This window comes from Corallococcus sp. bb12-1 (assembly GCF_026626765.1).
Lineage (GTDB): Bacteria > Myxococcota > Myxococcia > Myxococcales > Myxococcaceae > Corallococcus > Corallococcus terminator.
The window spans coordinates 406286-429689 of the sequence record NZ_JAPNJZ010000001.1 but is presented as its reverse complement, the minus strand read 5'-3'; the positions used below and the strand labels follow the sequence as shown (position 1 = coordinate 429689).

The following is a 23404-nucleotide window of genomic DNA, read 5'->3' as shown; positions in this document are numbered from 1 at the left end:
CCTGGAGTGTGGAGATAGCAACGCCGTCTGACAAGCCAGCGGGCGGGCCCCTACTCCGGCTGCGCGATGATCAACGTCTGCAACGGCAGATGGCGGATGGGCCGGGTGCTCTGCACCTTGAAGCCCGCGTCGTCCAGGAAGCCCTCCACCTCCGCGGGCGTGTACGCCGCCGCGCCCGACGTGAGGAAGTAGTGCAGCCCGATGAGCGGCGCGGACGTGCCCTGCGTGTCGCGCTCCTCGCGCAGGTACTCCAGCACCGCCAACGTGCCCTTGGACGCCATCGCCCCGCGCACGCGCCGGAGCAGCGCCACGTTCTGCGCGGGCGTCAGGTGGTGCATCACCTGGAACAGCAGCACGCCGTCATACGGCCCGCCCAGCTCCGTGTTCAGCACGTCGCCTTCCTTGTGCGTCACCCGGTGCGACAGCCCCGCCTGGGCGATGATCTCCCGCCCCACGCGCACGCTGCCCTCCAGGTCCACCACCGTGGCCTTCAGGCCCCGGTGCACCCGGCACAGCTCCGCCGCGTACCAGCCATGCGCGCCGCCCAGGTCCAGCAACTGCTTGGCGCCCCGGGGCAGGGGGATGGCCGCCGCCACCTCCGGCGAGGCCAGCCGGGCCAGCTGGTACATGGCCTGGATGTAGTCGCGCCAGCGCGGGTCGTCCGGAGCGAACTGGTGGATGTCCACCGACTGCCCGCTCTTCACCGCGTTCTCCAACTGCCCCCACCAGTCCCACTGGGCGTAGTTGAACTCCAGGAACGCGGTGATGGCCTGCGGCGAGCGCGGATCCAGCCACCGCCGGGCCCGGGGGGCCAGCCGGAAGCGGCCCCGCTGCAGCTCCACCACCTCGCAGGCGATGAGCGCTTCCAGGAGCGCCCGCATGCCCTCGGTGCTCGTCTTGAGCCGGGCCGCCAGCGCCTCCGCGGTCGCCGCGCCGTCCGCCAGCGCCGCGTAGACGCCCAGGCGCGCGCCGGCCATCAGCGTGCGCGACGCCATCATCCCGAAGAAGGCGTGCGCCAGGGGCTGGGGCGCCAGGTTGAGGAAGTCCGCCACCCGCTCCAGGAGGTTGTCCGCCTTGAGGCCCAGCCGCATCGCGCGTCGCTCCTTGGGAGAGGGGGTGGGGGGCCTAGCGGCGGCGCCGGGAGCCGGCCACCGCGGCCACGCCCAGCACCATCAGCGCCGCTTCAGGACCCAGCAGGCAGCCCTGGGTCTGGGCCTGCCGTATCCCGGTGTACTTGCACTTGCCGGTGTCGCAACTGAAGCGCGGCGCGCAGTCATTGCTGCTGCGGCAGTTGATGGGCACCCGCCCGACGCTGCCTTCGCCCTCCTCGCCGCCGGGGTCTTCTTCTCCTCCGTCGGACTGCGACTGGGCCACGGCCGCCAGGGGCGACAGCAGCAGGAAGCAGGTCAGGGTCAGGAACCCCGCCGGACGGAGGCGCGAGAAGAGGGAGGACATGAGAGGCGGGCGCCACCCTAACGCCCCAGCGGCACGCTTGCATCTTTCCACTGAAGGGGGCGGGCTTCCGGGGTTCCTGGAATCGCTGGCCGACAGGGCGGCCGAATCTGCTACGGTCCCCCCGCGATGGCGCCTCGAATCCTCGTCGTGGACGACAACCAGGAGCTCCTCTCCCTCCTCACCCAGCTCTTCGAGGATGCCGGGTACGAGGTGGTCGGCGCCAGCCGTGGCAAGCAGGGCATCGAGGCCGCGCGCGCCTCACCGCCCCAGTGTGCCGTCCTGGACATCCTTCTGCCCGACATGATGGGCTACCACCTCGCGGACACGCTGCGGAAGGACAACCCCCAGCTCCCGCTGCTCTTCATCACGGGCGTCTTCAAGGGCGGCAAGCACGCCACGGAGGCGCGCCAGAAGTACCAGGCCGCCGGCTACTTCGAGAAACCCTTCGAGGCCCAGAAGCTGCTCGAAGCGGTGGCCAAGGTGCTGCCCGCGGAGAAGAAGGTCCCCTCCGCCTCGATGCAGGACGCCTTCGAGGTGGAGCTGGACATCGACGTGGAGGAGGAGGGCCCGCAGGACGCCATGGAGCTGACCGGACGCATCAAGGTCACTGGCGGCGGCAACCTCACGGCGGAGATCCGGGGCGCGAACCTCACCGCCACGCCCATGCAGAAGGTGGCCTCCACCCAGGTGCGGGCCCCCACGCCGGGCCGTCCGCCGGATCCGCTGCCGGTGGGCGCGGGCGCGCCGGGCAGCCGCCGGGGCGAGCTGCGCGACAACCTGCCGTCGCTGCTCACCGCCTTCTACCTGTCGCGCGAGACGGGCGAGCTGGGCATCCAGCGCGGCAAGGTGAAGAAGGTCGTCTACTTCGAGAACGGCACCCCGGTGTTCGCGCTCTCCAACCTCCTGGCGGACCGCTTCGGGCAGTTCCTGGTGCGCGTGGGGAAGATCAAACCCGAGCAGCTCCAGGACGCGTCCGCCGTCGCCGCGCTGAGCCACCGCCGCACCGGCGACGTGCTGGTGGAGCGCGCGCTGCTCAAGGACACGGAGCGGCTGTACTACGTGGGCCAGCAGGTGAAGGCCATCATCTACTCGCTCTTCTCCTGGGAGGAGGGCACGTACGTGATGAGCTTCAAGGAGAAGGCCTCCGCGGAGTCCATCAAGCTGGACGTGCACCCGGCCAACCTCATCGTCCGGGGCATCAAGAAGCTCTACAAGCCGGAGCGCCTGCGCCGGCTGCTCCAGCCCGAGGACCGGCTCATCCCCGCGGTCGCCCCCGCCTACGGTCTCAACGAGGTGGAGCTGGAGCGCTGGGAGGCGGAGCTGTTGCCGAAGATCGACGGCAATCGCGTGGTGGCGGAGCTGCTCGCGTTCGCCAACCGCCCGGAGCACGTCGTCCACGGGTTCCTGGTGTCGATGATGGCGCTGGGCATCCTGGACAAGCGGTAGCCGGACGCCGCTCCCGCGCTGCTACACCAGCCGGGAGCCAATCCAGAACAGGCCCAGCGCGCCGGAGCCCAGGGCGACCCCGCGCTGGATCCACAGGCTGATGCGCGCGCTGGCGCGGGACAGCCCTTCGGCGAACAGCAGGCCCACCGCGCCCATGCCGATGAGGATGCCCAGCGCGAAGCCGGGCAGGTACGTCCACGCGGACAGGCTCATGCTGCCGCCCACCAACAGCGGGGGCAGGGCGATGAGCAGCGAGCGCACGCCGCTGATGGCCATGAAGGCGCCCGCGGCGGTGCTCACGGTGTGCACGTGCTCGTGCGGCTTGCGGTCGTGGCCGGGCAGGTGCGGGTGCCCGTGGTCCAGGCTGTGCGGGAAGATGAGCGCGGTGACGGCCAGCGCCACCAGCACGGCGCCTCCGAACACCTCCGCCCAGCGCTCGAAGGTCTCCGACAGGCCCACGCCCGCGAACAGGCAGACGGCGGCGATGCCGCCCAGCATGAACGCGTGGCCCAGGGCGAACCTCAGCGCGGTCTTCAGCGCGACGCGGCGCCGGCCGCCGCCCAGGGTACCGAGCGTGGCCATGGCGGCGCAGTGGTCCGGCCCCAGGGCGTGGAGCAGACCTTGGGTCAGGCCGAGCAGGAAGGCGAGCAGGATGGGAGCCACGACGGCGCACCCTAGCCGTGGTTTAACCGGGTGGCCAGCAGGAGGAAGAACCACACCATGCGCATTGCCTACCCACGACACTCCGCCGCTCTGCTGTTGATGGGCCTGCTCGTGCTGTCGGGCTGTTCCCAGGACCCCGGTCCGGAGCAGCTCGCCAAGGCCGAGGGGCGTTATCAAGAGTTGATCAACAAGAATGCGTCCCCTCAGGACCCGGCCTGGGTGGAGGTCGTCGCCGAATTCGAGGCCGTCCCCAAGGACTCCAAGAGCCGTCCGGAGGCGGAGAAGCGTCTGGCCTCGCTGAAGTCCGCTCGCGAGCAGCTTCCTCCGCCGCGCCCCCTGGCCCGCCCTGGCGCGACCGGCCCGGGCGCCAGCGAGGTGGATTCGAAGCGCGCCGCCTGTGAGAACCTCGCCAAGAAGATGGGCGAGGCCAAGACGGACGTAACCCGCGACATGCTGCGCAAGGTGCTGCAGCGCTGCCAGACGGAGCTGGTCCAGACGGAGGCCAAGAGCCATCCGCCGGGCGAGGACGGCGCGGACCAGCACTGAGCCGCGAGCGGAGTTGAGAAGCCGGCGGGGGCTGGGTATGGAGCCGTCACATGCCCATGCCCCAAGCAGGTGACAAGGCCCCCGGCTTCTCGCTCTCCGACCAGAGCGGTGCCACCGTCTCCCTCTCGCAGCTCAAGGGGCGGCACGTCGTCCTCTACTTCTATCCGAAGGACGCGACGCCCGGCTGCACCACGGAGGCGTGCGATTTCCGCGACGAGCACTCCGCGCTGGTGAAGGCCGGCGCGGTGGTGCTGGGCGTGTCGCCGGACAGCACCGCCAGCCACCAGAAGTTCGCCACGAAACAGGGCCTGCCCTTCTCGCTCCTGGCGGACCCGGACCACGCGGTGGCGGATGCGTATGGGGTGTGGGGGGAGAAGTCCCTCTATGGCCGCAAGTTCATGGGCCTCATCCGCGCGACCTTCCTCATCGGGCCGGACGGCAAGGTCCTGCGCGTGTGGCCCAAGGTGAAGGTCGCCGGGCACGTGGCCGAGGTGCTGGCCTCGCTCCAGCAGCCTTCCGGTGCGGCCTCCCCGGCTCCGGCCTCCAAGGCCTCCGCGTCGGCGGTGAAGGCTCCGGCCGCGAAGAAGGCTCCGGCGGTGAAGGCTCCGGCCGCGAAGAAGGCTCCGGCGGCGGTAGTGAAGCCGGCGGCTGTCAAGAAACCGGCGGCGAAGAAGGCTCCGGCCCGGAAGGGTGCTCGCGCCTGACGAGGGTAGGGCGGCGGCTTCCCGGTGCACTCCTGGCGGGACAGGGAGGCCGGGACCGTGTATTCCTGCGCCCCGTGGTGGGTCTCCGCATCCTGGGGGACCGGCCGTTCATGACCCAGCCCCGCCATGGCCTTCGGGCCAGGCAGGGGGCGACCTGCAAGCCGAGCCGTCGGGTGGATGCCCGGTGGCTGGCGCGGACAGCATGACCATCCCTTGGGGATGGCGGAGACGATGAACATGCGCGAGCGAGGCATTCAGCAGTGGATGGGGGCGGCGGCGCTGGTGACGGGCGTGCTGCTGGGCACGGCCTGCGGCGGTCTCCCGGAGACGGGCGGCAAGCAGCCGGACGAGTCGCGGGGCAATGCCTTCGCCCAGCGCGGCACGCAGGGTGAGGCCCTGTACAACGTGGCCGAGCAGCAGGGGAACGAAGCCCCTGGCGACGCGCACCACGGCAACGCGGCCGCGAAGCTGCCCAGGCACATGCTGACGGTGGACCGGGGCTACAACGAGACCATCGGGAAGATCGGCTCCAGCATCGACCCGCGCACGAAGGCCAAGGACGGTCAGGCCAACAACTCCCTCTGGGACGACGCGGGCGGCATGATGGCGCACCGCTATGGCACGCTGGGTGGGGCGACGTACTCGCCCGCCGCGTGGGGCCTGGGCGGTTGGAGCACGTCCACGGCGAACGAGAGCGTGCGCGGTTTCGACGCTCCCTACAGCTACGTCACCCAGCCCATCTACCTGCAGCAGCGCTAGCGGTCCTGAAGTCCCAGGGCGTCCACCGGCCTGCGTGCCGGCGGGCGCCTGTACTCCGGCCCTGCGACTGACTCCCGGCGGGGCCCCGGGGTAACCACTCCTTACTGTCGAGGCCTTCACGCCTCCAGAAGGAGCCGTTCATGCATTCGCGAGCCCTCTACCGCTGGACGTTGCTGGGGACCTTCGCCGCCACAGTGGCGTTCATCGGACCGGGCTGCAATCGCGACAGGCCGCTGATGCCCCGGGCGGGGAGCCGCTACGAGGGCATCGCCAACACCCAGCAGCGCGGGGCTCCCATGGCGCCGCTGCGGATGACGTCCGGCGACGGCACGGGAGGCTCCGGCAGCGCGGGCACCACGGCCGCCGAGGACGGCGCGGGCGCCCAGGGCCATACCAACAAGATTGGCGCGCCGGGCTACACCGCGCCCGACGAGGACACGCGAGACCCGGGCGGGACGCAGCAGTTCATCCAGGGCCATCACGACACGGAGTGACGCGGCTCGCTCCGAAGCCTGGGAACGAAGACGCTCCCGGACTGGAACGCGGGGCCGGGCTCAGCGCGATGCGAGCATGACCTCCGTTGGGTCCTTGCCGGTGAACGCGCTGGCGAGTCCCTGCGCGAGCGCGCGGTGGTTCGCATCGCCCAGCGTGGCGAGCCGGTCCTCGGCGGGGTGCGCGAAGCGGGCGGCGAGCGCGTCCAGGCGACGGTGGGCTTCGGTGATGCGTTCGCGCGGGACGCGGCCGGACTCCACCGCCTTCACCAGCGCTTCGATGGCACCGCGCTGCACGTCCGCGTGGTGACACACGAGGAACAGGTCCACGCCCGCGAGCGTGCCCTGCACCGCGGCCTCCTCCACCGAGTAGTGCCCCGCGATGGCCTTCATCTCCAAATCATCGCTGACGAGCACGCCGTCGAAGCCCAGCTCCTGGCGCAGGATGCCGTGCAGCGCGCGGTGGCTCATGGTCGCCGGCACGCCGGGCTCCAGCGCGTCGAACAGCACGTGCGCCGTCATCAGTGATGCGAGCCCCGCCTTCGCGAACGCCTGGAAGGGCACCAGCTCCACGCGGCGCAGTCGCTCCAGGTCGTGCGGCAGCCGGGGCAGGGTGAGGTGGCTGTCCGTCGTCGTGTCGCCATGTCCCGGGAAGTGCTTCCCGCACGACGCCACGCCACCGGCCTCCATCCCCCGCGCGAGCGCCACGCCCAGCCGGCCCACCTCCGCCGGGTCTCGGCTGAAGCTGCGGTCGCCAATCACCGGGTTGGCCGGATTGGTGTCCACGTCCAGCACCGGCGCGAAGTCCCAGTCGAAGCCCACCGCGCGCAGCTCATGCGCGAGCAGCCGGCCCACGCGTTCAGCCAGGGCTTCGTCGCCGCGCTGTCCCAGCTCCCGCATGGGCGGCAGCGCCGTGAAGGGCGCGTCACGCAGCCGCGCGACCCGGCCACCCTCCTGGTCCACGGAGAGGATGAAGGGCCTGCCCGCGCGCACCTTCAGCTCGTGGCACAACGCCGCCGTCTCGGCCGCGGTGCCCACGTTGCGCTTGAAGAGGATGGCGCCGTAGATGCCGTCGTCCATCAACGCCGCGAGGTCGGCGTCGATGCGGGTGCCAGGAAAGCCCACCATGAACAGGCGGGCACAGTCGCGATAGAGGGCGGAAGCAGGGCTCACGGCCGCGCAGTGTGGCAGAGCCCGCCGTCCGTGGGGCAGCGGATGCGTCTCCTAGCGTCGGCTGCCTGTCAGGGTGCGGAGCAGCCGGCTCCTTCCGTGGCGGCAGGGGCCGAGGAATGACACCGCGTCCAGGGGCGGAGTGCGCCACGCCCCGCGAGCCTGGCCTCCTCCCCGGAGAGGCTCATGCCCCGCTACTTGCGCAGCAGCGTCCCCTCGAAGAAGAACGCCAGGCACGCGGCCAGGATGAGCCACGTCCACAGCGGAACGGCGGGCTTGTCCGCGTCCCCCGTGGACGCCTTCACCGTGTCCTCGCCGAAGTAGGCCGTCAGCGTGTCCTGCGGCACCCGCGACAGGTCGCTCTCCGCCGGGTCCAGCGTGGCGGCGAAGTCCAGCGCGGCCACGGGCTTTCCCTCCGCCCCCAGCACCGAGTGCACCCCCGGCTCCACCGTGGGGCCCGCGACGAACGAACCGTCCGGCTGTGCCTTCACCGGCACCTCGCTGCCATCCGGCGCGCGCACCGCCGTCACCTTCTGCGTGCCTTCCGGGCGCAGCGTCACCGTCTCGCCCACGCGCACGCGCACCTCTTCACGCTCCTCCAGCGAGCCCGTGAGGTACGCCGCGAAGCGCTGCATCAGCGGCAGGAAGCTCGTCCGGATGGCGAAGTCGCTCCAGTCGCGGTCCACCGTGCTGGTGAACAGCGCCACGCGCCCCTTGCCCCGGCGCGCCACCGCCACCGCCGGTGCTCCGTCCTCGTACGTGGCCAGCACCTGGCTCGTTCCCGGCGCGGACGGGCTGTCCGCCTCCAGCAACATGTACTTGTAGAAGCGCGCCCCGATGAGCCCCTCTTCCGCCCGGCCCGTGAACGGCGCGAACAGCGGGTGGTCCACCTTCACCTGCGCCAGCTTCGCCGTCTTCGTCTCCGCGTCCGGGTCCTCGCGCTCGGCGCTGGTGCGCACCAGTCGCAGGGGCCGGGGCAGCAGCGCGCCCAGCCGCTGGTTGTACGTGTCCGGGTTCACGTGGTCGCCCACGCTCACGAAGAGGCCGCCGCCGTTCTCCACGAAGGTCTTCAACTTCGCCGCCTCGTCCTCCGACGGCGCGGGCGTGTTGAGCAGCAGCACCAGGTCATACGCGGTGAAGTCCTCGCGCAGGCCCACCTCCGCGTCGCGCACCGCCACGTCCACCGGCGAGCCCGGCGACGTGAGCGCCGCGTCCACGAAGAAGGCCTCATCCCGGTAGCGCGTCGCGTGCGGTGAGCCATTCACCACCAACGCCTTCAGCCCGCGCGGCACCGGCAGCACGAAGGGCCGCCGGTCGTCCTCCGCCAGCGCGTCCGGCGCCAGCGTCACCGCGCCCACCACCGTGCCGCCCTGGGGAAAGCGCACCGTCAGCGTCTTCTGCGTGGTGCCTCCCGCCGGCACGTCCACGAAGCCCTTGGCCAGCGTGGACTCGCCCACGCGCACCGCGGCCTCCAGGTCCTTCACAGGCTTCGTGCCGAAGTTCCGCACCGTGAACGTGAACTGGTACGAGCGCGGTCCCGCCTGGAGCGCGGGCTCCACCCGCAGGTCCACCAGCGCGTGGTTGTCCAGGGACTCGCGGCCCTCCGCCACGTCGCGCAGCACCACTTCCGGCTTCACCAGCGTGCCCGTGGGGCCCTTCACCGTGGGCGGCGGCGCTTCCAGCCGGAAGCCGGAGACCGTCATGTCGGAGACGACCACCAGGCGCTTGCCCTCCATCGGGTTCTCTTCCAGCGCCCGCGCCGCCATGTCCAGGCAGCGCGACAGGTCCGCCGAACCGTACGTGGGCTTCGCCTCGTCCACGAGAGCGCGCAGCCGGGCCCGGTCGAAGCCCGGGGGCGGCGGTGCTTCGGGCGCGCCCGTGCATACCATCACCGTCGCGGGCTCCTCCGGCAGCAGGTCCTTGAGCGCGTCGCGTGCCTCGTCGCGACCCTTCTCGAACAGCGACGTGCCATCCGACCAGCGCATGGACAGCGACGCATCCAGGATGATGGCCGTGGCCGCCGGCCCGCGTGTCACCGTCGCCGCCTGCGCGTCGCGGCTGAACTCCGGCCGTGCCAGCGCGAGCGGGATGGCCAGCAGGATGAGCGTGCGCAGCGTGTAGAGCAGCAGCCGCTTCAACTTGAGGCGGCTCGCCGTGCGCTTCTGGCTTCGCAGCACGAACGCCATCGGGCCGAACGGATGCGCCCGGGGCCGACGCCGGTCGAACAGGTGCACCAGCACGGGGATGAGCGCACCCAGCGCGCCCAGCAGGAACCACGGGTTGCCGAACGTCACCGGCGCCTCCCTCGACGCCCCAGGAAGCGCAGCAGCACTTCATCCAACCGCTCGTCGGTGCGCACCAGCTCGTAGTCCACGTCCGCCTCGGCGCACTTCGCCTTCACGTCCGCGAGGAACGCGCCGAACTCCTCCAGGTAGCTCTGCTTGATTTCACGCGGGTTCACCTCGATGCGGCCCTCGCCCTCCATGTCCAGGAAGAGCGTGGGGTCATCGAACGGGAACGTCAGCTCCGCGGGGTCCACCAGGTGGAACACCGCCACGTCGTTCTTGCGCTGCCGCAGCGCCAGCACCCGCTTCAGCGCCTCCTGCCGTTCATCCAGCAGGTCCGACAGCACGATGACCGTCGAGCGCCGGGGCAGCACCTCCGCGAGATGATCCGCCGCGCTGCCCAGGTCCGTGGGGCCCTTCGCCTCTGTGTGCTCCAGCGCGTCCAGCAGCACGTTGAGGTGCCCCGCGGATGCACGCGGAGGGATATCCCGGAACGCGCCGCCCACCATCACCGCGAGGCCCGCCGCGTCCTGCTGCCGCACGAGCAGGTAGCTGAGCGCGCCCGCGAGCGTCTTGGCCACCTCCAGCTTGGACATGGCGCCGCTCTGGTAGCCCATGGACGCGGACGCATCCACGACCATCACCGAGCGCAGGTTCGTCTCGTGCTCGTAGCGTTTGACGTAGTACTTGTCGAACTTGCCGTAGGCCTTCCAGTCCAGGTGGCGCAGCTCGTCGCCAGGGGCGTACTCCTTGTGCTCCGCGAACTCCACGCTCTGGCCCTGATGCGGGCTCTTGTGGAGGCCGGACAGCACGCCCTCCATCACCGCGCGGGCGCGCAGCTTCACTCCCTGGAGGCGGGACAGCGTCTGGGCGTCGAGCAGCGCCATGGGGTGGGCGGGACTAGCCCTTCACCACCGTGAGGAGCTGATCAATCAACTTCACCGACGTGATGCCTTCGCTCTCCGCGGTGAAGTTCGGCAGCACGCGGTGGCGCAGCACGGGACGCGCCAGCGCGCGGACGTCCTCCACCGTGGCCACGAAGCGACCGTTGAGGATGGCGCGCGCCTTGGCCGCGAGCACCAGGTACTGGCTCGCACGGGGACCCGCGCCCCATGACACGTTCTTCGCCACGAACTCCGGCGCGCCCGCTTCCTTGGGACGCGTGTGGCGCACCAGCTCCACCGCGTAGCGCACCACGTGGTCCGGCACCGGCACGCGGCGCACCAGCTCCTGGAGCGCGAGGATGCGCTCGGGGGAGAGGATCTTCTCCAGCTTCGGCGGCGCGCCCGCGGTGGTGCTCTTGACGATCTGCACCTCCTCCTCGGCGGTGGGGTAGCCCACGTCCACCAGGAACATGAAGCGGTCCAGCTGCGCCTCGGGGAGCGGGTAGGTGCCTTCCTGCTCGATGGGGTTCTGCGTGGCGAAGACGAGGAAGGGCAGCTCCAGCGGGTACGTCCGGCCGCCGGCGGTGATGCGGTACTCCTGCATGGCCTGGAGGAGCGCGGCCTGCGTCTTGGGCGGCGTGCGGTTCACCTCGTCCGCGAGGATGATGTTCGCGAACAGGGGCCCCTGCATGAAGCGGAAGGAGCGGCGCCCCGTCGTCTTGTCCTCTTCCAGGATGTCCGTGCCGGTGATGTCCGAGGGCATCAGGTCCGGCGTGAACTGGATGCGGTTGAAGGACAGGTTGAGCACGTCCGCCAGCGTGGAGATGAGCAGCGTCTTCGCGAGGCCCGGGACGCCCACGAACAGGCAGTGGCCGCGGCTGAAGAGCGAAATCAGCAGGTGCTCCACCACGTCGCGCTGGCCGACGACGCGCTTTTCAATCTGTTCGACGATGGCGTTGCGGGCCTGGGCAAGCTCCTCGACGGCGCGCAGGTCCTCGCTGGTGGCGTCGGACGGGGGGAGTGGGGCGGGGGCGGCGCTTTCCATGGAAGGGTTCTCTTAATCGGCGCGCGGGGGGCGGACCAACGGTTTCCGTCGCCCAGGAGCACTGGCCGTGTGGTGGCAACCGTTCCAGGCCCTCCCTATTCCGCGTGCCTACACACGGGTCCGCCCGGCCTCACGCCCGACCCCCCGGTCGCCCCCCGGCCTGTTTCAAGTCCCCTTGGGAGGGGGGAATGCCGCTTCGTGGACACACTGCTTACGTTCCCAAGGCGCCTGCATTCGGGCAGGGCAGGCATGGGAGCACGGCATGCGTTCAGCACGACAGGTCATCTGGGGCGGGTGGGCACTTCTGGGCGCGGGGCTGCTGGGACTGGGCTCGGCCGCCTGTGGAGGCGAGGGGACGGTCGGGGAGCCTGCCGATGTGGACGCCCGGACGGAGGCCCAGGGCCCCGTTCCTGCTCCGGCCCCCGAAGCGGCTGCCCCCTCGCCTGGTACGCAGGCCCCGACGGAGGCTCCCACGGCGGAAGTCCCCACCCCGGCGGCCCCGGCGGTGAGCCCCTGGTCGGAGACCCTGGGCGGTCCGCAGGACGACACGGGCTCCGGGCTGGCGGTGGGACGGGGCGGGGACGTGCTGTGGGTGACGTCTGGCACGCCGCGCTCGGATGAGGACCGGGACTCGGTGGACGGTGAGCGGCTGGTGCTGACCCTGTCGCGCTACGCGGCGGACGGGACGCAGGCGTGGGCGAAGGAGTTCGAGCGCAACCGCCTGTCGGACCTTCGCGTGGCGGGCTCCACGGGCGCGGACGGCGCGGTGTTCCTGTCCGGCAACGCGTTCCTGTACTCGGCGGACTTCGGGCTGGGCGAGGCGCAGGATGGCTTCCTGGTGAAGTTCTCCGCGGACGGCGCGCCCGAGTGGCAGCGCCGCGTGGGCCAGAAGGTGTACGCGCTGGCGGCGGACGCGGCCGGTGGCGTGGTGGCCCTGGGCGAGGAGTGGACGACGCAGGCCCACACGCCGCGACTGGTGCGCTACGCGGCGGACGGTGCGGCGCTCTGGACGCGGACGTTCGATGGCGCGGCGGACGGCACGCTGCTGTCGGCGGTGGCGCTGTCGGCCACGGGCACGTCGGTGGTCGCCGGCAGACTGGTGGGCCCGGTGACGCTGGATGGGCGCACGTTCGACGCGGCGGGTACGGGCGGCTTCGTGGTGCTCGCGTTCGACGCGAACGGGGCGCTGGCGTGGGGCCGCGAGGTGCCGGGGGTGAACGGCCGCGTGGGTTCGGTGTCCGTGGGCGCCAATGGCACCGTGGCGGTGGCGGGCGAAGCGGTGGGCCTGCTGGTGTGGAACGGGGCGACGCTGGATGAGGGTGGGCCGTTCGTGCTCACCGCGACGGCGGACGGCCAGGAGCAGTGGGCGAAGCAGCCCACGTGTGGTTCGGCGTCGGTGGGCACGGTGGCCGCGGTGGAGTCCACGGGTCCGGTGGCGGTGGCGTGCGGCAACACGCTGACGCGCTACGCGGCGGACGGGGCGCTCTTGGGGTCGAACACGCTGGCGCCGGAGGCTTGCACCAGCGGGATGTGCTCGCTGGCGACGACGACGCTGGTCGCGCTGCCGGACGCGGGGCTGGTGGTGTCGGGCTGGCAGCGCGATGGCGCGGGTGCTGCGTGGAACCAGGATGCGTTCCTGCGGCTCGTGACGCCGTGAATTGAAGCGGTGGCGCGGGAAGGGTGTTGTGCCCGCGCTTGAGACTGCGTGAATCCGAGGGGCATCGGGACCGCGTCACCACGCGACCTCGATGCCTCCGGTGTTCTGGGCCCAGTCGGTGATGGCGCTGTCGCGCGTGAGCAGCGGTAGCGCCAGTCGGCGGGCCGTCGCCACGATGAGCCGATCGAAGTGGTCCCGGTGCTCCCAGTCGAGCCGGGCCGCCTCCCGGACATCCGCTTCGCTCATGGGCTCGTGGACCAGTTCCGGACGGGCGATGTCCGCCCACCATGCATCCAGCGTGGTGGGGAATCGCAACCTGCCGCCCTGCGCGAGCAGCCACGTCTCCAGCACGACCGGCGCGGGCACCACGAGGTAGCCACGTCCCTGCTCGAAGGCCGTGAACGCGCGCTTCGCCTTCGGCCCGAGTTTCTGGAGCTGGTCGCCCGCGTAGAAGAGCAGGGCGTTCGTGTCGAGCACGTAGCCCTCACTCAAGGTCCACCGCCTCCGCCGAGGCCAGTGCCGAGCGCTGAAGCTGTTCGCTGGGGCTCTCACCCGGCGCTTCGAGGTCGCCCACGATGCGCAGCGAGCCCCGCAGCTTCGGCTTCCGCTTTCGCGAGGGACGCGACTGGCGCTCCGCTTCCAGCAGGGCCTCCAGCCGCGCGGGCGCGATGAGGTACGCCTTCAATTCATCGTGCACGGTGATGGCGGTCAGGGCCCGCTGTGAGGCGGCTCGCTGCACGAGCGCGCTGAGCTGACTGCGCGCCTCGCTGAGCGGAATGCGCTGGATGGGCAGCGTCACATCCAACGCGCCCACCGGAACGGCCGGCGGCAAGGCCCTCTTTGAGGGGGCCGCGTGTCTTGCACTCGCGGGGCGGGGCGCGGGGCGCTTCCGGTGGTTGCTGGCCATGTTGTACAGATAATATGGACAGGTCCGACACACCACGCGGCCCGGGTGTCAGGCCGGCGCCGTCCCCAGCTTGAGGTCCTGGTTCAGCCCCGCGTCCCTGCGCACGCGCCAGATGTACTGGTCCAGGAAGTAGTGGTGCAGCGCGAAGCCCCAGATGAACCCTTCCATGAAGTCGCGCAGCGTGAGCCCTGAACCGCCCAGCGCCACCTTCGTGTCGAACGCGCCGCAGCCCGGATGCACGCCCATGCCGCAGCCCAGCGCCCGGTACGCCACCGTGAACGCGATGCCGCACAGCGCGTAGATGATGAACCGCTGGCTCACCCTCGGCGCCCAGCCGAACGCCGCGCGGTCCACTCCGTCCGAGTGGTAGCGGTTGCGGTGAAAGAACCAGACGATGCCGTGGTACTGCACGTTGTGGAACGCCGTCACCGCCACGGTGAACATCAGGAAGTCCATCCGCCGCGACACCGACGGCCAGAACACCAGCGACGTCAGCCCCAGCGCCGCGCCCAGCATCAACAGCTTCGGCCCGTTCACGCCTCGCCCCGTGCGCCAGCGCCACACCTGCCTTGCCGCGAGCACCCCCACCACCGTGAGCACCAGCGCGAAGCACGCGTGCGCTGCCGCGATCTCCCAGGTCGGCTCCGCTGGCAGGCCCAGCCGCCGCCGCGCTCCCGGGTGCGTCAGCGCGAAGGCCACGAACGGCGCGAGCAACCCGACGTACAACGTCAGGCTGTCCAACCGCCGGTCCCACGCGTCCTTCTCACCGGCCTTGCGCTGGTAGAGCACCATGATGCCGTAGTGCTGCCGCACCACGTGCCAGTACGCCCAGAGCGCCGCCAGCGTCACGAACACCGCGAACGGCCAGCGCTGCCCCAGCAGCACCGAGCCCCCGAACACCGCCGGCCCCGCCGCGAACCAACCCAGGCTGCCCCACAAGAGCCGCGCCCGCACCTTCCGCTCGCGCGAGTCCAGGTACGTGCGCGAGACCGTCGCGAACAGGTGCGGTCCGTCCAGCAGCAGTACCCACGCCCACCACAGCGGCGGCCCGCTCACGCCTCCGAACACATGCAACGCCATCAGCGCCAGGCTGGCGCCCAGGCCTCCCACCGTGGAGAGCAGGTCGTGTCGTCGGTCCACCAACCACCGCGCATGCAGGGGAACCGGAGCGAACTGGGGAACCGCTTGCATCGGGGGACTCCCGTCCGGTGGGCCCGGACTTCCTCGTTCAGGAAACGAAGTCCCAGGATAGTCGGGACATACAGGTAAGTCGTAAGCGCACCTGGGCTCCCGGAGGGATGATGGACGGCCGACCGAGAGGCCAGAACCCCCTTGAGGGAAAGGCCCCGGGCCGCGACAGTGCCGACCCATGGATCAAGGTCGGCGTACCACGGACCGCAAGTCGGTCGGTCTGTTGGTGAAGCTCAAGCATGAGTCCGTGGGGAGCTTCACCGAGGAGTTCGCCACCAACCTCAGCCCGGGCGGCATGTTCATCCGCTCGCGCACGCCGCAGCCGGTGGGCACGCCCGTGCGTTTCGAGGTGCAGATCGCCAACGGTGTGCGCGTGCTCCAGGGCAGCGCCAACGTGCGCTGGGTGCGCGAGGTGAACGACCCCGCCGGTCCTCCGGGCATGGGGTTGCAGTTCCTGGAGCTGGACACGGCGAGCCGCGCGCTCGTGGAGCTGATGCTCCAGCGCAAGCCGGGCGGTGCTGGGCCAGTGGCTCCCGTGGGGGGCCTGCCGTCCATCGCGCCCATCGTCGCGCCCGTGGCCGCCGCCCTGCCGCGTCCTGTCGCCGCGCCGCCGCAGCGCCCCGCCGCGGTCGTGCCCCCCGTCGCCGCGCCGTCGCGTCCCGCGCCTCAGGCCCCGGGCGGGGTCGCGCTCGATTCGCTCTTCGACGACATCGAGTCGCCCGCGAGCGCTCCGCCTCCGGAGGATGAGCCGTTCAACTTCGGGTCTCCGGACGAGCCGTTCTCGCTGGGGTCTCCCGAGGACGAGGACAGCCTGCCCCTGGCGGACATGTCCAACGACGTGGACATCCCGCTGGATGAGCTCATCGCGGGCACGCCTCCGCCCACCGTGCAGGGCGTGCTGGCGGACGGTGATGAGCCTTTGCCCGGACTCGATTTCGAGTTCGAGGTTCCGATGGGGGATGCGCCCATCGCGATGGGCGAGCCGCTCGATGAAGCGCCCATCGACATGGGCTTCTCGGTGGAGGATGACGGATCGTCCCCGGCCTCCGGTGATGCCGGTGGGTTCGAGCTGGACATGTCCGATGCCTTCGAGCCCGCGCCGCCCCGTGTCGCGCCGGTCCAGCCCGTCGCACCGCCGCCCGCGGTGAGGCCCGCGCCGCCGCCCGTGGCTCCGCTCCAGACGTCCGGTGGCAGCACCGAGTTCGAACTGGACATGTCCATGGACGACGGCCCGCTGGAGCTGGCGCGAGAGCCCGCGTCCTCGCCCGGACGTCACCGGCCCATGCCGCTGTCGCGTGAGCCCGCGTCCTCGCCCGGACGCGCGGCTCCAGGTCTGTCGCGTGAGCTTGGTTCTTCCGCAGGACGTGCCGGTGCGCCGGGGCTGTCACGTGAGCCCGTGTCTTCGACGGGTCGTCCTGGTGCGCCGGGACTGTCGCGTGAGCCCGTGTCCTCGACCGCTCGCACCGCCGCGCCGGGACTGGGGCGCGAGCCCGTGTCTTCGACGGGCCGTCCTGGTGCGCCGGGACTGGGGCGCGAGCCCGCGTCTTCGGCCGGCCGTCCTGGTGCGCCGGGGCTGGGGCGCGAGCCCGCGTCTTCGGCCGGCCGTCCTGGCGCTCCGGGGCTGGGGCGTGAGCCCGGCTCCGCTGCTGGACGCCCGGTGGCTCCGGAGATGTCTCTTGAGCCCGGGTCCTTCGGTGGACGTCCTGCCGCCCCGGGTCTGTCACGTGAGCCGGTGTCCTCCACGGCGCGCCCGGCTGTGCCGGGACTGGGTCGCGAGCCCGGCTCCGTCGCGGGTCGTCCCGGTGCGCCAGAGCTGTCTCGCGAACCCGGATCCATCGCGGGACGTGCGGCGCCGGGACTGGGGCGTGAGCCCGGCTCCGTCGCCGGTCGCGCCCCCGCGCCGGGACTGGGACGTGAGCCCGGCTCCGCCGCTGGTCGCGCCCCCGCGCCGGGACTGGGGCGTGAGCCTGGCTCCGCCGCCGGTCGCACCGCCGCGCCGGGACTGGGACGTGAGCCTGGCTCCGCCGCCGGTCGTCCAGGCGCACCGGAGCTGTCGCGTGAGCCCGCGTCCGCGACGGGCCGTTCCATCGCGCCGCCCATCCAGCCCCTGACTCCACCCGCGCCCACGAAGGGCTCCGGAGGCAGCACCGAGTTCGACTTCGACTTCTCCATGGACGAAGGCCCGCTGGAGCTGGCGCGCGAGCCCACGTCCTCGGTCGGTCGTTCCCCCGCGCGGCCCGTCGCCCCGCCTCCGCAGGCGCGACCCGACGTGCTTCCTCCCTCGGTGCGTCAGGCCCCTCCGGCCCCCGTCGCTCCGAGCGCCCCCGCGATGCTGGCGCCCGCTGCCGTGCCGACCGCTCCCGCGCCTCCGCCGGCCCTGGATGCCAATGGTCAGGTGCGCCCCATCTACCTCACGCCGCCGCAGACGCTGGCGGGCACAGGGCCGGTCATCGGCATCGACCTGGGCACCACCAACTCCTGCGTGGCGCTGCTGTCCAACGGTCGGCCCATCGTGCTGCGCTCGCGCGAGGGCTACAACACCATCCCTTCCGTCATCTCGCTGAGCGCGCAGAACAAGCTGCTCGTCAGCCACCGCGCGAAGAACCAGTTGGTGCTGCGGCCCGCGCACACCATCTACGGCGCCAAGCGCCTCGTGGGCCGTCCCTACGACAGCGCCGTGGTGAAGCAGGTTCGCGAACGCTTCCACTACGAAATCACCCCCGACGCCGCCGGCCGCGCCGCTGTGCGCCTGGGCAACGACGTGCTGTCGCTGGAAGAGGTGCAGGGCATCATCCTGCGCGAGTGCAAGGAGATGGCTGAAACCCACCTCAACCAGAAGGTGGAACGCGCCGTGGTAACGGTGCCGGCCTACTACTCCGAGCCCCAGCGTGAGGCGGTCCGCAAGTCCGGCACCATGGCGGGCCTCAAGGTGGAGCGCATCCTCAACGAGCCCACGTCCGCGGCGCTCGCATACGGCCTCAACCGCGAGCTCAACAAGAAGGTGCTCGTCTACGACCTGGGCGGCGGCACCTTCGACGCGACCATCCTGCGCATCGAGAAGAACGTCTTCGAGGTGCTGGGCACCGGCGGCGACATCTTCCTGGGCGGTATCGACTTCGACAACCTCATCGTCGACTTCCTCCTGGAGCGCTTCCAGGAGAAGGAAGGCATCGCGTTCAACGGGGACGGCATCGCCCTGTCGCGCGTGGGCGACGCCGCCGAGCGCGCCAAGATGGGCCTGTCCGAGCGCAGCACCTTCGAGGTCCACATCCCCATGTTGATGATGGACGACTCGGGCAAGCCCCGGGACCTGCGCGTGATGATGTCGCGGCAGGACCTGGAGAAGATCTGCGACCCGCTGCTCAATCGCACCATCGACGTGGTGCGCGACGTGCTCCTGGACTCGAAGCTGCGCGCCGCCGACGTGGACGACATCATCCTCGTGGGTGGCATGAGCCGCATGCCGCTGGTGCGCGAGAAGTTGAAGGGCCTCTTCGGCAAGAACGCCCAGGCGAGCGTCAACGCGGACGAAGCGGTGGCGCTGGGCGCGGCGCTGTACTCCGGTTCGGTGGACAAGGTGAGCAGCGTGGTGCTCATCGACGTGCTGCCCATGACCATCGGCGTGGCCATGCCCGGTGGCGGCTTCAAGCGCGTCATCGAGCGCAACAGCCCGTTGCCCTCGCAGCGCTCGTTCGCCATCAGCACGTCGCAGGACAACGAAGAGCGGATGGAGCTGTCCATCTTCCAGGGCGAGGACAACCACATCTCCGCCAACGAGTACCTGGGCACCGTGCGCGTGGAGGGACTGCCGAAGGGCCCCAAGGGCTCCGTGCGCGTGGCCGTCACGCTCAAGCTGGACTCGGAATGCGTGCTGCACGTGGAGGCGCGCGAGTACTCGTCGCGCAAGGAAGTGAAGGCGACGCTCGCCACGCGCTACTCGCCAGAGGAACTCCAGAAGCAGCTCCAGGTGAGCAAGGAAGCGGTCAGCGCCGCCGAGGAGCGCCGGGGTGCCGACCTCAAGGATCGCGCGGGCCGCTTCTGGGGGTTCGTGAAGAAGGCCCTGGGTCGCAAGTAGACTCCGGGCCATGACCGCCTCCGCTCCCCGCTACATGGCGCGCTTCCGTTGCATCGCGGAGGCGTGCGAGGACACCTGCTGCGCGGGGCTGACGGTGCCCATCAGCGAGTCCCGCTGGAGCCTGCTGCGCCAGAAGGTCGCGGGCGGTCCGGACGAGGCGCGGGTCGCGGCGCTCATCACGCCCAACCCGGACGGCGCCACCGGCCAGCAGGCGGGCATCCTGGGCAAGCGCGCGGACGGACACTGCGCCTTCCTGGATGAGACGAAGCTGTGCTCGCTCCAGAGCAGGTACGGCGAAGCGGTGCTGCCGGATGGCTGCTCCGTGTTCCCGCGCGTGCTGACGCGCTGGGGCGCGCAGGTGGAGATGGCCGGGTCGCTCGCGTGTCCGGAGACGGCGCGCCTGTGCCTGCTGGCGGATGACGCGCTGGTGCGTGAACCCGTGCCCGAAGCGCAGGCCCTGCGTCCCCAGATGGCGCGCCAGGTGGCCTCCGGTGACGACGCCTGGACGGCCCACGCGGACGTCGTGCGCGAAGCGATGCTGCGGCTGCTCGCGCGGCGCGACGTGCCCTTCGCCGTGCGCTTGTACGCGCTGGGACGCATGGCGCTGGACCTGGGCGACTTCTACTTCCCGGGCACCGCGGCGTTCACGGATGCACAGACGGAGTCAAACGCCGACGCCGAGAATGCTCCCACCACCGAAGCCCGGCTCGCGAGCATCCTGCGCACGTACGACACCCCCGAAGCGCTGCACGTCCTGCGCGATCAGCTCGAAGCGCTGGAGCTGCCCGGAGGCCCGTGGGCCGGCATCTGCGCCGCCGTGCTCCGCTCGCGCGAGGCCCACGTTGGCAGCCAGCGCTACCTGTCCCTCGTGCGCGGCGTGCGCGAGTCCTACGGTGGCGCGGACACGACCCCGGACGACGCGTGGCGACTCCACGTCACCCGCCGCGAAGCCCTGATGTCCCTGCACGGGGAGCGCGTGCACCAGTACTTCCTGAACCACGCGCTCAACCACGTCCTGCGTCACCCGTTCACGGAAGCCTCAAGCCTCCTGAACGCTGTGTTCCTCCTCGTGCTGCGCGCCTCCGTGGTGCGCTACGGCCTGCTCGGGCACCCCGCCGTGGTGGCGCTGCTGGACACCCCCGGCGCGCCGGTCGCCACCCTGGACGCCGCCGCCGTCGAGTCCTTCCAACTCGTCGCCAAGCACGTCGAACAGGCGCCCCAGTTCCTGGACTTCGCGCAGGGCCTGGCCGGCGAGGGCCCGGAGACCTTCGCGCGGCTGCTCATCCTGGTGAAGGGCCTGTAGCGCCGCGTCAGCCGCGGGGCTTCGCGCCCAGCTGTTCCATGGCCCGCTGGAACGCCGGGTACTCCTGCGCGCCCTGGATGGCCAGCTTCTCCCCCAGGATGAACGTGGGCACCGCGCGGATGCCCATCTCCTGGGCCTCGCGCACCGACGCCTCCACCACCGCCCGGTAGCGGCCCGTCTCCACGGCGTGCTGCAACGCGTCCGGATCCAACCCCGCATCCACGCCCGCGCCCCGCAGCGTGTCCCACTGCCAGAGGTCCTGCCCCTCGCTCCAGTACCGGCGCAGCACAGCCGCATGGAACGTGGCCAGCTTGCCCTCTGACTTCGCGTACTCCGTCGCCTCGTGCGCCCGGCGCGTGGACGGGATGATGTCGCGGTGCACCATCTTCAGCCCCTCCCGGGCCGCGCGCACCTTGAGCGGGTTGTTGGGGTCCTTCATGCCCTCGCGCACGTACTCCGGCAGCGGCAACCCCTCCGGCGGCGTCTCCGGTCGCAGGAAGTAGGGGTGCCACTCCACCTGGATGTCGTAGTGCTGCTTGAGCTTCTCGACCTCGGCGAGGCCGACGTAGCACCAGGGGCAGACGAAGTCGGACCAGACATGGATGACGACGGGCGTGGACATGGCCCTCCCCTAACATCGCCGCATCGCGCCAGCCATACGACCTGCACATCCCACCCTTCGTGGGTGGACAGCGCCCCCCACTGGAGGCACGGTCCGGTTTCCTTTTCCCCAGGAGGACCCTCCTTGCCCCTGTCGCTTCTCGCGGCCCTGGCTCTCGGCGCATCCCCGGCGCCCGCCCCCCGGCCGTTCAATCAGCAGGACCTGGTCACGCTGCGCCGGCTCAGCGCCCCGCGCGTGTCCCCCGACGGCCGTCAGATTGCCTTCGTCCTGCGCTCCACCGACCTGGAGGCGAACCGCGGTCGCACCGACCTGTGGCTCGTCAACCTGGACGGCACCAACCTGCGCCAGCTCACCGCCCACCCGGACAACGACGGTGAGCCGGTGTGGGCCCCCGACGGCAAGAGCCTCTTCTTCCTGTCCTCGCGCGGCGGCTCCTCCCAGGTGTGGCGCCTGCCCGTGGACGGCGGTGAGCCCCTGCCCGTGACGAATCTGTCACTCGACGTGAACAGCTTCGCGCTGTCCCGCGACGGCCAGCAGCTCGCCGTGGCGCTGGAGGTGTTCCCCGACTGCCCCACGCTCGACTGCAACACCCAGCGCGTCGCGGCCGCGCAGAAGAAGAAGAACACCGGCCGCGCGTATGATCAGCTCTTCTTCCGCCACTGGGACGCGTGGAAGGACGGCACGCGCTCGCACCTGTTCGTCCTCCCCGTGGCCGGCGGCACGCCCGTGGACGTGATGAAGGGCATGGACGCGGACGGGCCGAGCAAGCCCTTTGGCGGCGCGGAGGAGTTCACCTTCACGCCGGACGGCAAGGGCCTGGTCTTCGCCGCGCGCGACGCGGGCCGCACCGAGGCGTGGTCCACCGACCTGGACCTGTTCCTGTCGCCCATCGACGGCAAGTCGAAGCCGCGCAAGCTCACCGAGAAGAACCGCGCCACCGACACGAGCCCCGTGTTCAGCCCGGACGGCAAGACGCTCGCGTACGCGGCCATGTCACGCCCCGGCTACGAGGCGGACCGCTTCCGCGTCATCCTGCGGCAGTGGCCGAGCGGCCAGGAGCGCGTGCTCACCCAGGACTGGGACTTCTCCGTCGGCTCGCTCGCGTGGAGCGCGGACGGCGCCACGCTCTACACCACCACCGGCGACGTGGGGCAGCACCCCGCGTACGCGCTGGACGTGGCCACCGGCAAGGCGCGCCGCCTTACGCAGGCGGGCAGCGCGGACGGCGCCCAGCCCGCGGCGGACGGTCAGATTGTCTACGTGATGGATGACCTGGATTCGCCCGCGGACCTGTACGCGGCGAAGGCGGACGGCACCAGCGCGCGGCAGCTCACGCAGGTGAACAAGGAAGCGCTCGCGGGCCTCAAGTTCGGCGCCTTCGAACAGTTCGAGTTCAAGGGCTGGAACGACGAGACGGTGCGCGCCTTCGTGGTGAAGCCCATCGACTTCGACCCCAAGCGCCAGTACCCGCTCGCCTTCCTCATCCACGGCGGACCGCAGGGCAGCTTCGGCAACCACTTCCACTACCGATGGAACCCGCAGGTGTACGCGAGCCGGGGCTACGTGTCGGTGATGGTCGACTTCCATGGCTCCAGCGGCTACGGCCAGGCCTTCACGGATTCGATTCGCGGGGACTGGGGCGGCAAGCCGCTGGTGGACCTGCAGAAGGGCCTGGACGCCGCGCTCCAGAAGTACCCCTTCATCCACAAGCAGAAGCGGTGCGCGCTGGGCGGCAGCTACGGCGGGTACATGGTCAACTGGATCGCCGGCAACTGGCCGGACGGCTTCCAGTGCCTCGTGAACCACGACGGCAACCTGGACGAGCGCATGGCCTACTTCGACACGGAGGAGCTCTGGTTCCCGGAGTGGGACCACGAAGGCACGCCGTGGGAGAACCCGCAGTCCTACGCGAAGCACAACCCGGTGGACCACGTGGCGAAGTGGAAGACGCCCATGCTCGTCATCCACGGCGGCAAGGACTACCGCGTGGTGGACACGCAGGGCATGTCCACCTTCACCGTCCTCCAGCGCCGAGGCATCCCGTCCCGCTTCGTCTACTTCCCGGACGAGAACCACTGGGTGCTCAAGCCCCAGAACAGCATGCAGTGGCACGACGAGGTGCTGGGCTGGTTGGACCGCTGGACGCGCAAGTAGCGCGCGCTCAGGCGTCCCCTGCGGTCTCCGGGCCTCCGAGCTTCAGG

General features: G+C 70.9%; 20 protein-coding genes. 9 read left to right on the top strand and 11 right to left on the bottom strand.

Annotation, left to right across the window (positions count from 1 at the left end; genetic code table 11):
• Window positions 1-50: 50 nt before the first annotated feature.
• A complete protein-coding gene (locus tag OV208_RS01740) occupies window positions 51-1091 on the bottom strand; it encodes a class I SAM-dependent methyltransferase (protein WP_267572027.1) in 1041 nt (346 codons plus the stop codon).
• A 34-nt stretch (window positions 1092-1125) separates the two neighbouring features.
• Window positions 1126-1455 (bottom strand): MXAN_6627.5 family MYXO-CTERM protein, encoded by a 330-nt coding sequence (locus OV208_RS01735; RefSeq protein ID WP_267572026.1) that lies wholly within the window; start codon window positions 1453-1455, stop codon window positions 1126-1128.
• A gap of 126 nt (window positions 1456-1581) precedes the next feature.
• Here OV208_RS01735 and OV208_RS01730 point away from each other — a divergent pair, with 126 nt between their 5' ends.
• A complete protein-coding gene (locus OV208_RS01730) occupies window positions 1582-2901 on the top strand; it encodes a response regulator (RefSeq protein WP_120541131.1) in 1320 nt (439 codons plus the stop codon).
• A 21-nt stretch (window positions 2902-2922) separates the two neighbouring features.
• On the opposite strand, the gene OV208_RS01725 is transcribed toward OV208_RS01730, so the two are convergent.
• A complete protein-coding gene (locus tag OV208_RS01725; RefSeq protein WP_267572025.1) occupies window positions 2923-3564 on the bottom strand; it encodes a hypothetical protein in 642 nt (213 codons plus the stop codon).
• Window positions 3565-3621: 57 nt separating this feature from the next.
• Between OV208_RS01725 and OV208_RS01720 the strand changes: the two genes are divergently transcribed.
• The 4 genes from OV208_RS01720 (at window position 3622) to OV208_RS01705 (ending at window position 6067) form a co-directional block, all read left to right on the top strand.
• Window positions 3622-4110 (top strand): hypothetical protein, encoded by a 489-nt coding sequence (locus OV208_RS01720; protein ID WP_267572024.1) that lies wholly within the window; start codon window positions 3622-3624, stop codon window positions 4108-4110.
• A 50-nt stretch (window positions 4111-4160) separates the two neighbouring features.
• Entirely contained in the window at window positions 4161-4814 is a 654-nt protein-coding gene (bcp, locus tag OV208_RS01715; RefSeq protein ID WP_267572023.1) for a thioredoxin-dependent thiol peroxidase, read from the top strand.
• A gap of 237 nt (window positions 4815-5051) precedes the next feature.
• Window positions 5052-5573, top strand: a complete 522-nt coding sequence (locus OV208_RS01710; RefSeq protein WP_267572022.1) for a hypothetical protein — start codon at window positions 5052-5054, stop codon at window positions 5571-5573.
• Between the two features lie 140 nt (window positions 5574-5713).
• Window positions 5714-6067 (top strand): hypothetical protein, encoded by a 354-nt coding sequence (locus OV208_RS01705; protein ID WP_267572021.1) that lies wholly within the window; start codon window positions 5714-5716, stop codon window positions 6065-6067.
• Between the two features lie 60 nt (window positions 6068-6127).
• Here the strand turns inward: OV208_RS01705 and nagZ are convergent, their stop codons facing one another.
• The 4 genes from nagZ to OV208_RS01685 all read right to left on the bottom strand — a co-directional run bounded on the left by nagZ (window position 6128) and on the right by OV208_RS01685 (window position 11448).
• Window positions 6128-7192, bottom strand: coding sequence for a beta-N-acetylhexosaminidase (nagZ, locus tag OV208_RS01700; RefSeq protein ID WP_370450800.1), 1065 nt, complete (start codon window positions 7190-7192; stop codon window positions 6128-6130).
• Between the two features lie 236 nt (window positions 7193-7428).
• Window positions 7429-9528, bottom strand: coding sequence for a BatA domain-containing protein (locus OV208_RS01695; protein ID WP_267572020.1), 2100 nt, complete (start codon window positions 9526-9528; stop codon window positions 7429-7431).
• Complete coding sequence (locus OV208_RS01690; protein ID WP_120535286.1) at window positions 9525-10406, bottom strand: DUF58 domain-containing protein; 882 nt, start codon at window positions 10404-10406, stop codon at window positions 9525-9527. The genes OV208_RS01695 and OV208_RS01690 overlap by 4 nt, the downstream gene beginning before the upstream one ends.
• A 13-nt stretch (window positions 10407-10419) precedes the next feature.
• Window positions 10420-11448, bottom strand: coding sequence for an AAA family ATPase (locus tag OV208_RS01685; RefSeq protein ID WP_267572019.1), 1029 nt, complete (start codon window positions 11446-11448; stop codon window positions 10420-10422).
• A gap of 262 nt (window positions 11449-11710) precedes the next feature.
• On the opposite strand from OV208_RS01685, the gene OV208_RS01680 reads away from it, so the two are divergent.
• A complete protein-coding gene (locus OV208_RS01680) occupies window positions 11711-13105 on the top strand; it encodes a hypothetical protein (protein ID WP_267572018.1) in 1395 nt (464 codons plus the stop codon).
• 75 nt (window positions 13106-13180) lie between these two features.
• On the opposite strand, the gene OV208_RS01675 is transcribed toward OV208_RS01680, so the two are convergent.
• The 3 genes from OV208_RS01675 to OV208_RS01665 all read right to left on the bottom strand — a co-directional run bounded on the left by OV208_RS01675 (window position 13181) and on the right by OV208_RS01665 (window position 15203).
• Complete coding sequence (locus OV208_RS01675; protein ID WP_267572017.1) at window positions 13181-13597, bottom strand: type II toxin-antitoxin system VapC family toxin; 417 nt, start codon at window positions 13595-13597, stop codon at window positions 13181-13183.
• Entirely contained in the window at window positions 13590-13937 is a 348-nt protein-coding gene (locus tag OV208_RS01670) for a hypothetical protein (protein ID WP_267572016.1), read from the bottom strand. Before OV208_RS01670 ends, OV208_RS01675 begins: the two co-directional genes overlap by 8 nt.
• Window positions 13938-14060: 123 nt before the next feature.
• Complete coding sequence (locus tag OV208_RS01665) at window positions 14061-15203, bottom strand: hypothetical protein (RefSeq protein ID WP_267572015.1); 1143 nt, start codon at window positions 15201-15203, stop codon at window positions 14061-14063.
• Between the two features lie 178 nt (window positions 15204-15381).
• On the opposite strand from OV208_RS01665, the gene OV208_RS01660 reads away from it, so the two are divergent.
• Window positions 15382-19278 (top strand): TIGR02266 family protein, encoded by a 3897-nt coding sequence (locus tag OV208_RS01660; RefSeq protein ID WP_267572014.1) that lies wholly within the window; start codon window positions 15382-15384, stop codon window positions 19276-19278.
• Window positions 19279-19288: 10 nt separating this feature from the next.
• Window positions 19289-20581 (top strand): flagellin lysine-N-methylase, encoded by a 1293-nt coding sequence (gene fliB, locus OV208_RS01655; RefSeq protein ID WP_267572013.1) that lies wholly within the window; start codon window positions 19289-19291, stop codon window positions 20579-20581.
• Window positions 20582-20588: 7 nt separating this feature from the next.
• On the opposite strand, the gene OV208_RS01650 is transcribed toward fliB, so the two are convergent.
• Window positions 20589-21203 carry a DsbA family oxidoreductase gene (locus OV208_RS01650; RefSeq protein ID WP_267572012.1) on the bottom strand — a complete coding sequence of 205 codons (615 nt, stop codon included), beginning with the start codon at window positions 21201-21203 and terminating at the stop codon, window positions 20589-20591.
• 123 nt (window positions 21204-21326) lie between these two features.
• Between OV208_RS01650 and OV208_RS01645 the strand changes: the two genes are divergently transcribed.
• Complete coding sequence (locus OV208_RS01645) at window positions 21327-23357, top strand: alpha/beta hydrolase family protein (protein WP_267572011.1); 2031 nt, start codon at window positions 21327-21329, stop codon at window positions 23355-23357.
• Window positions 23358-23404: the final 47 nt, after the last annotated feature.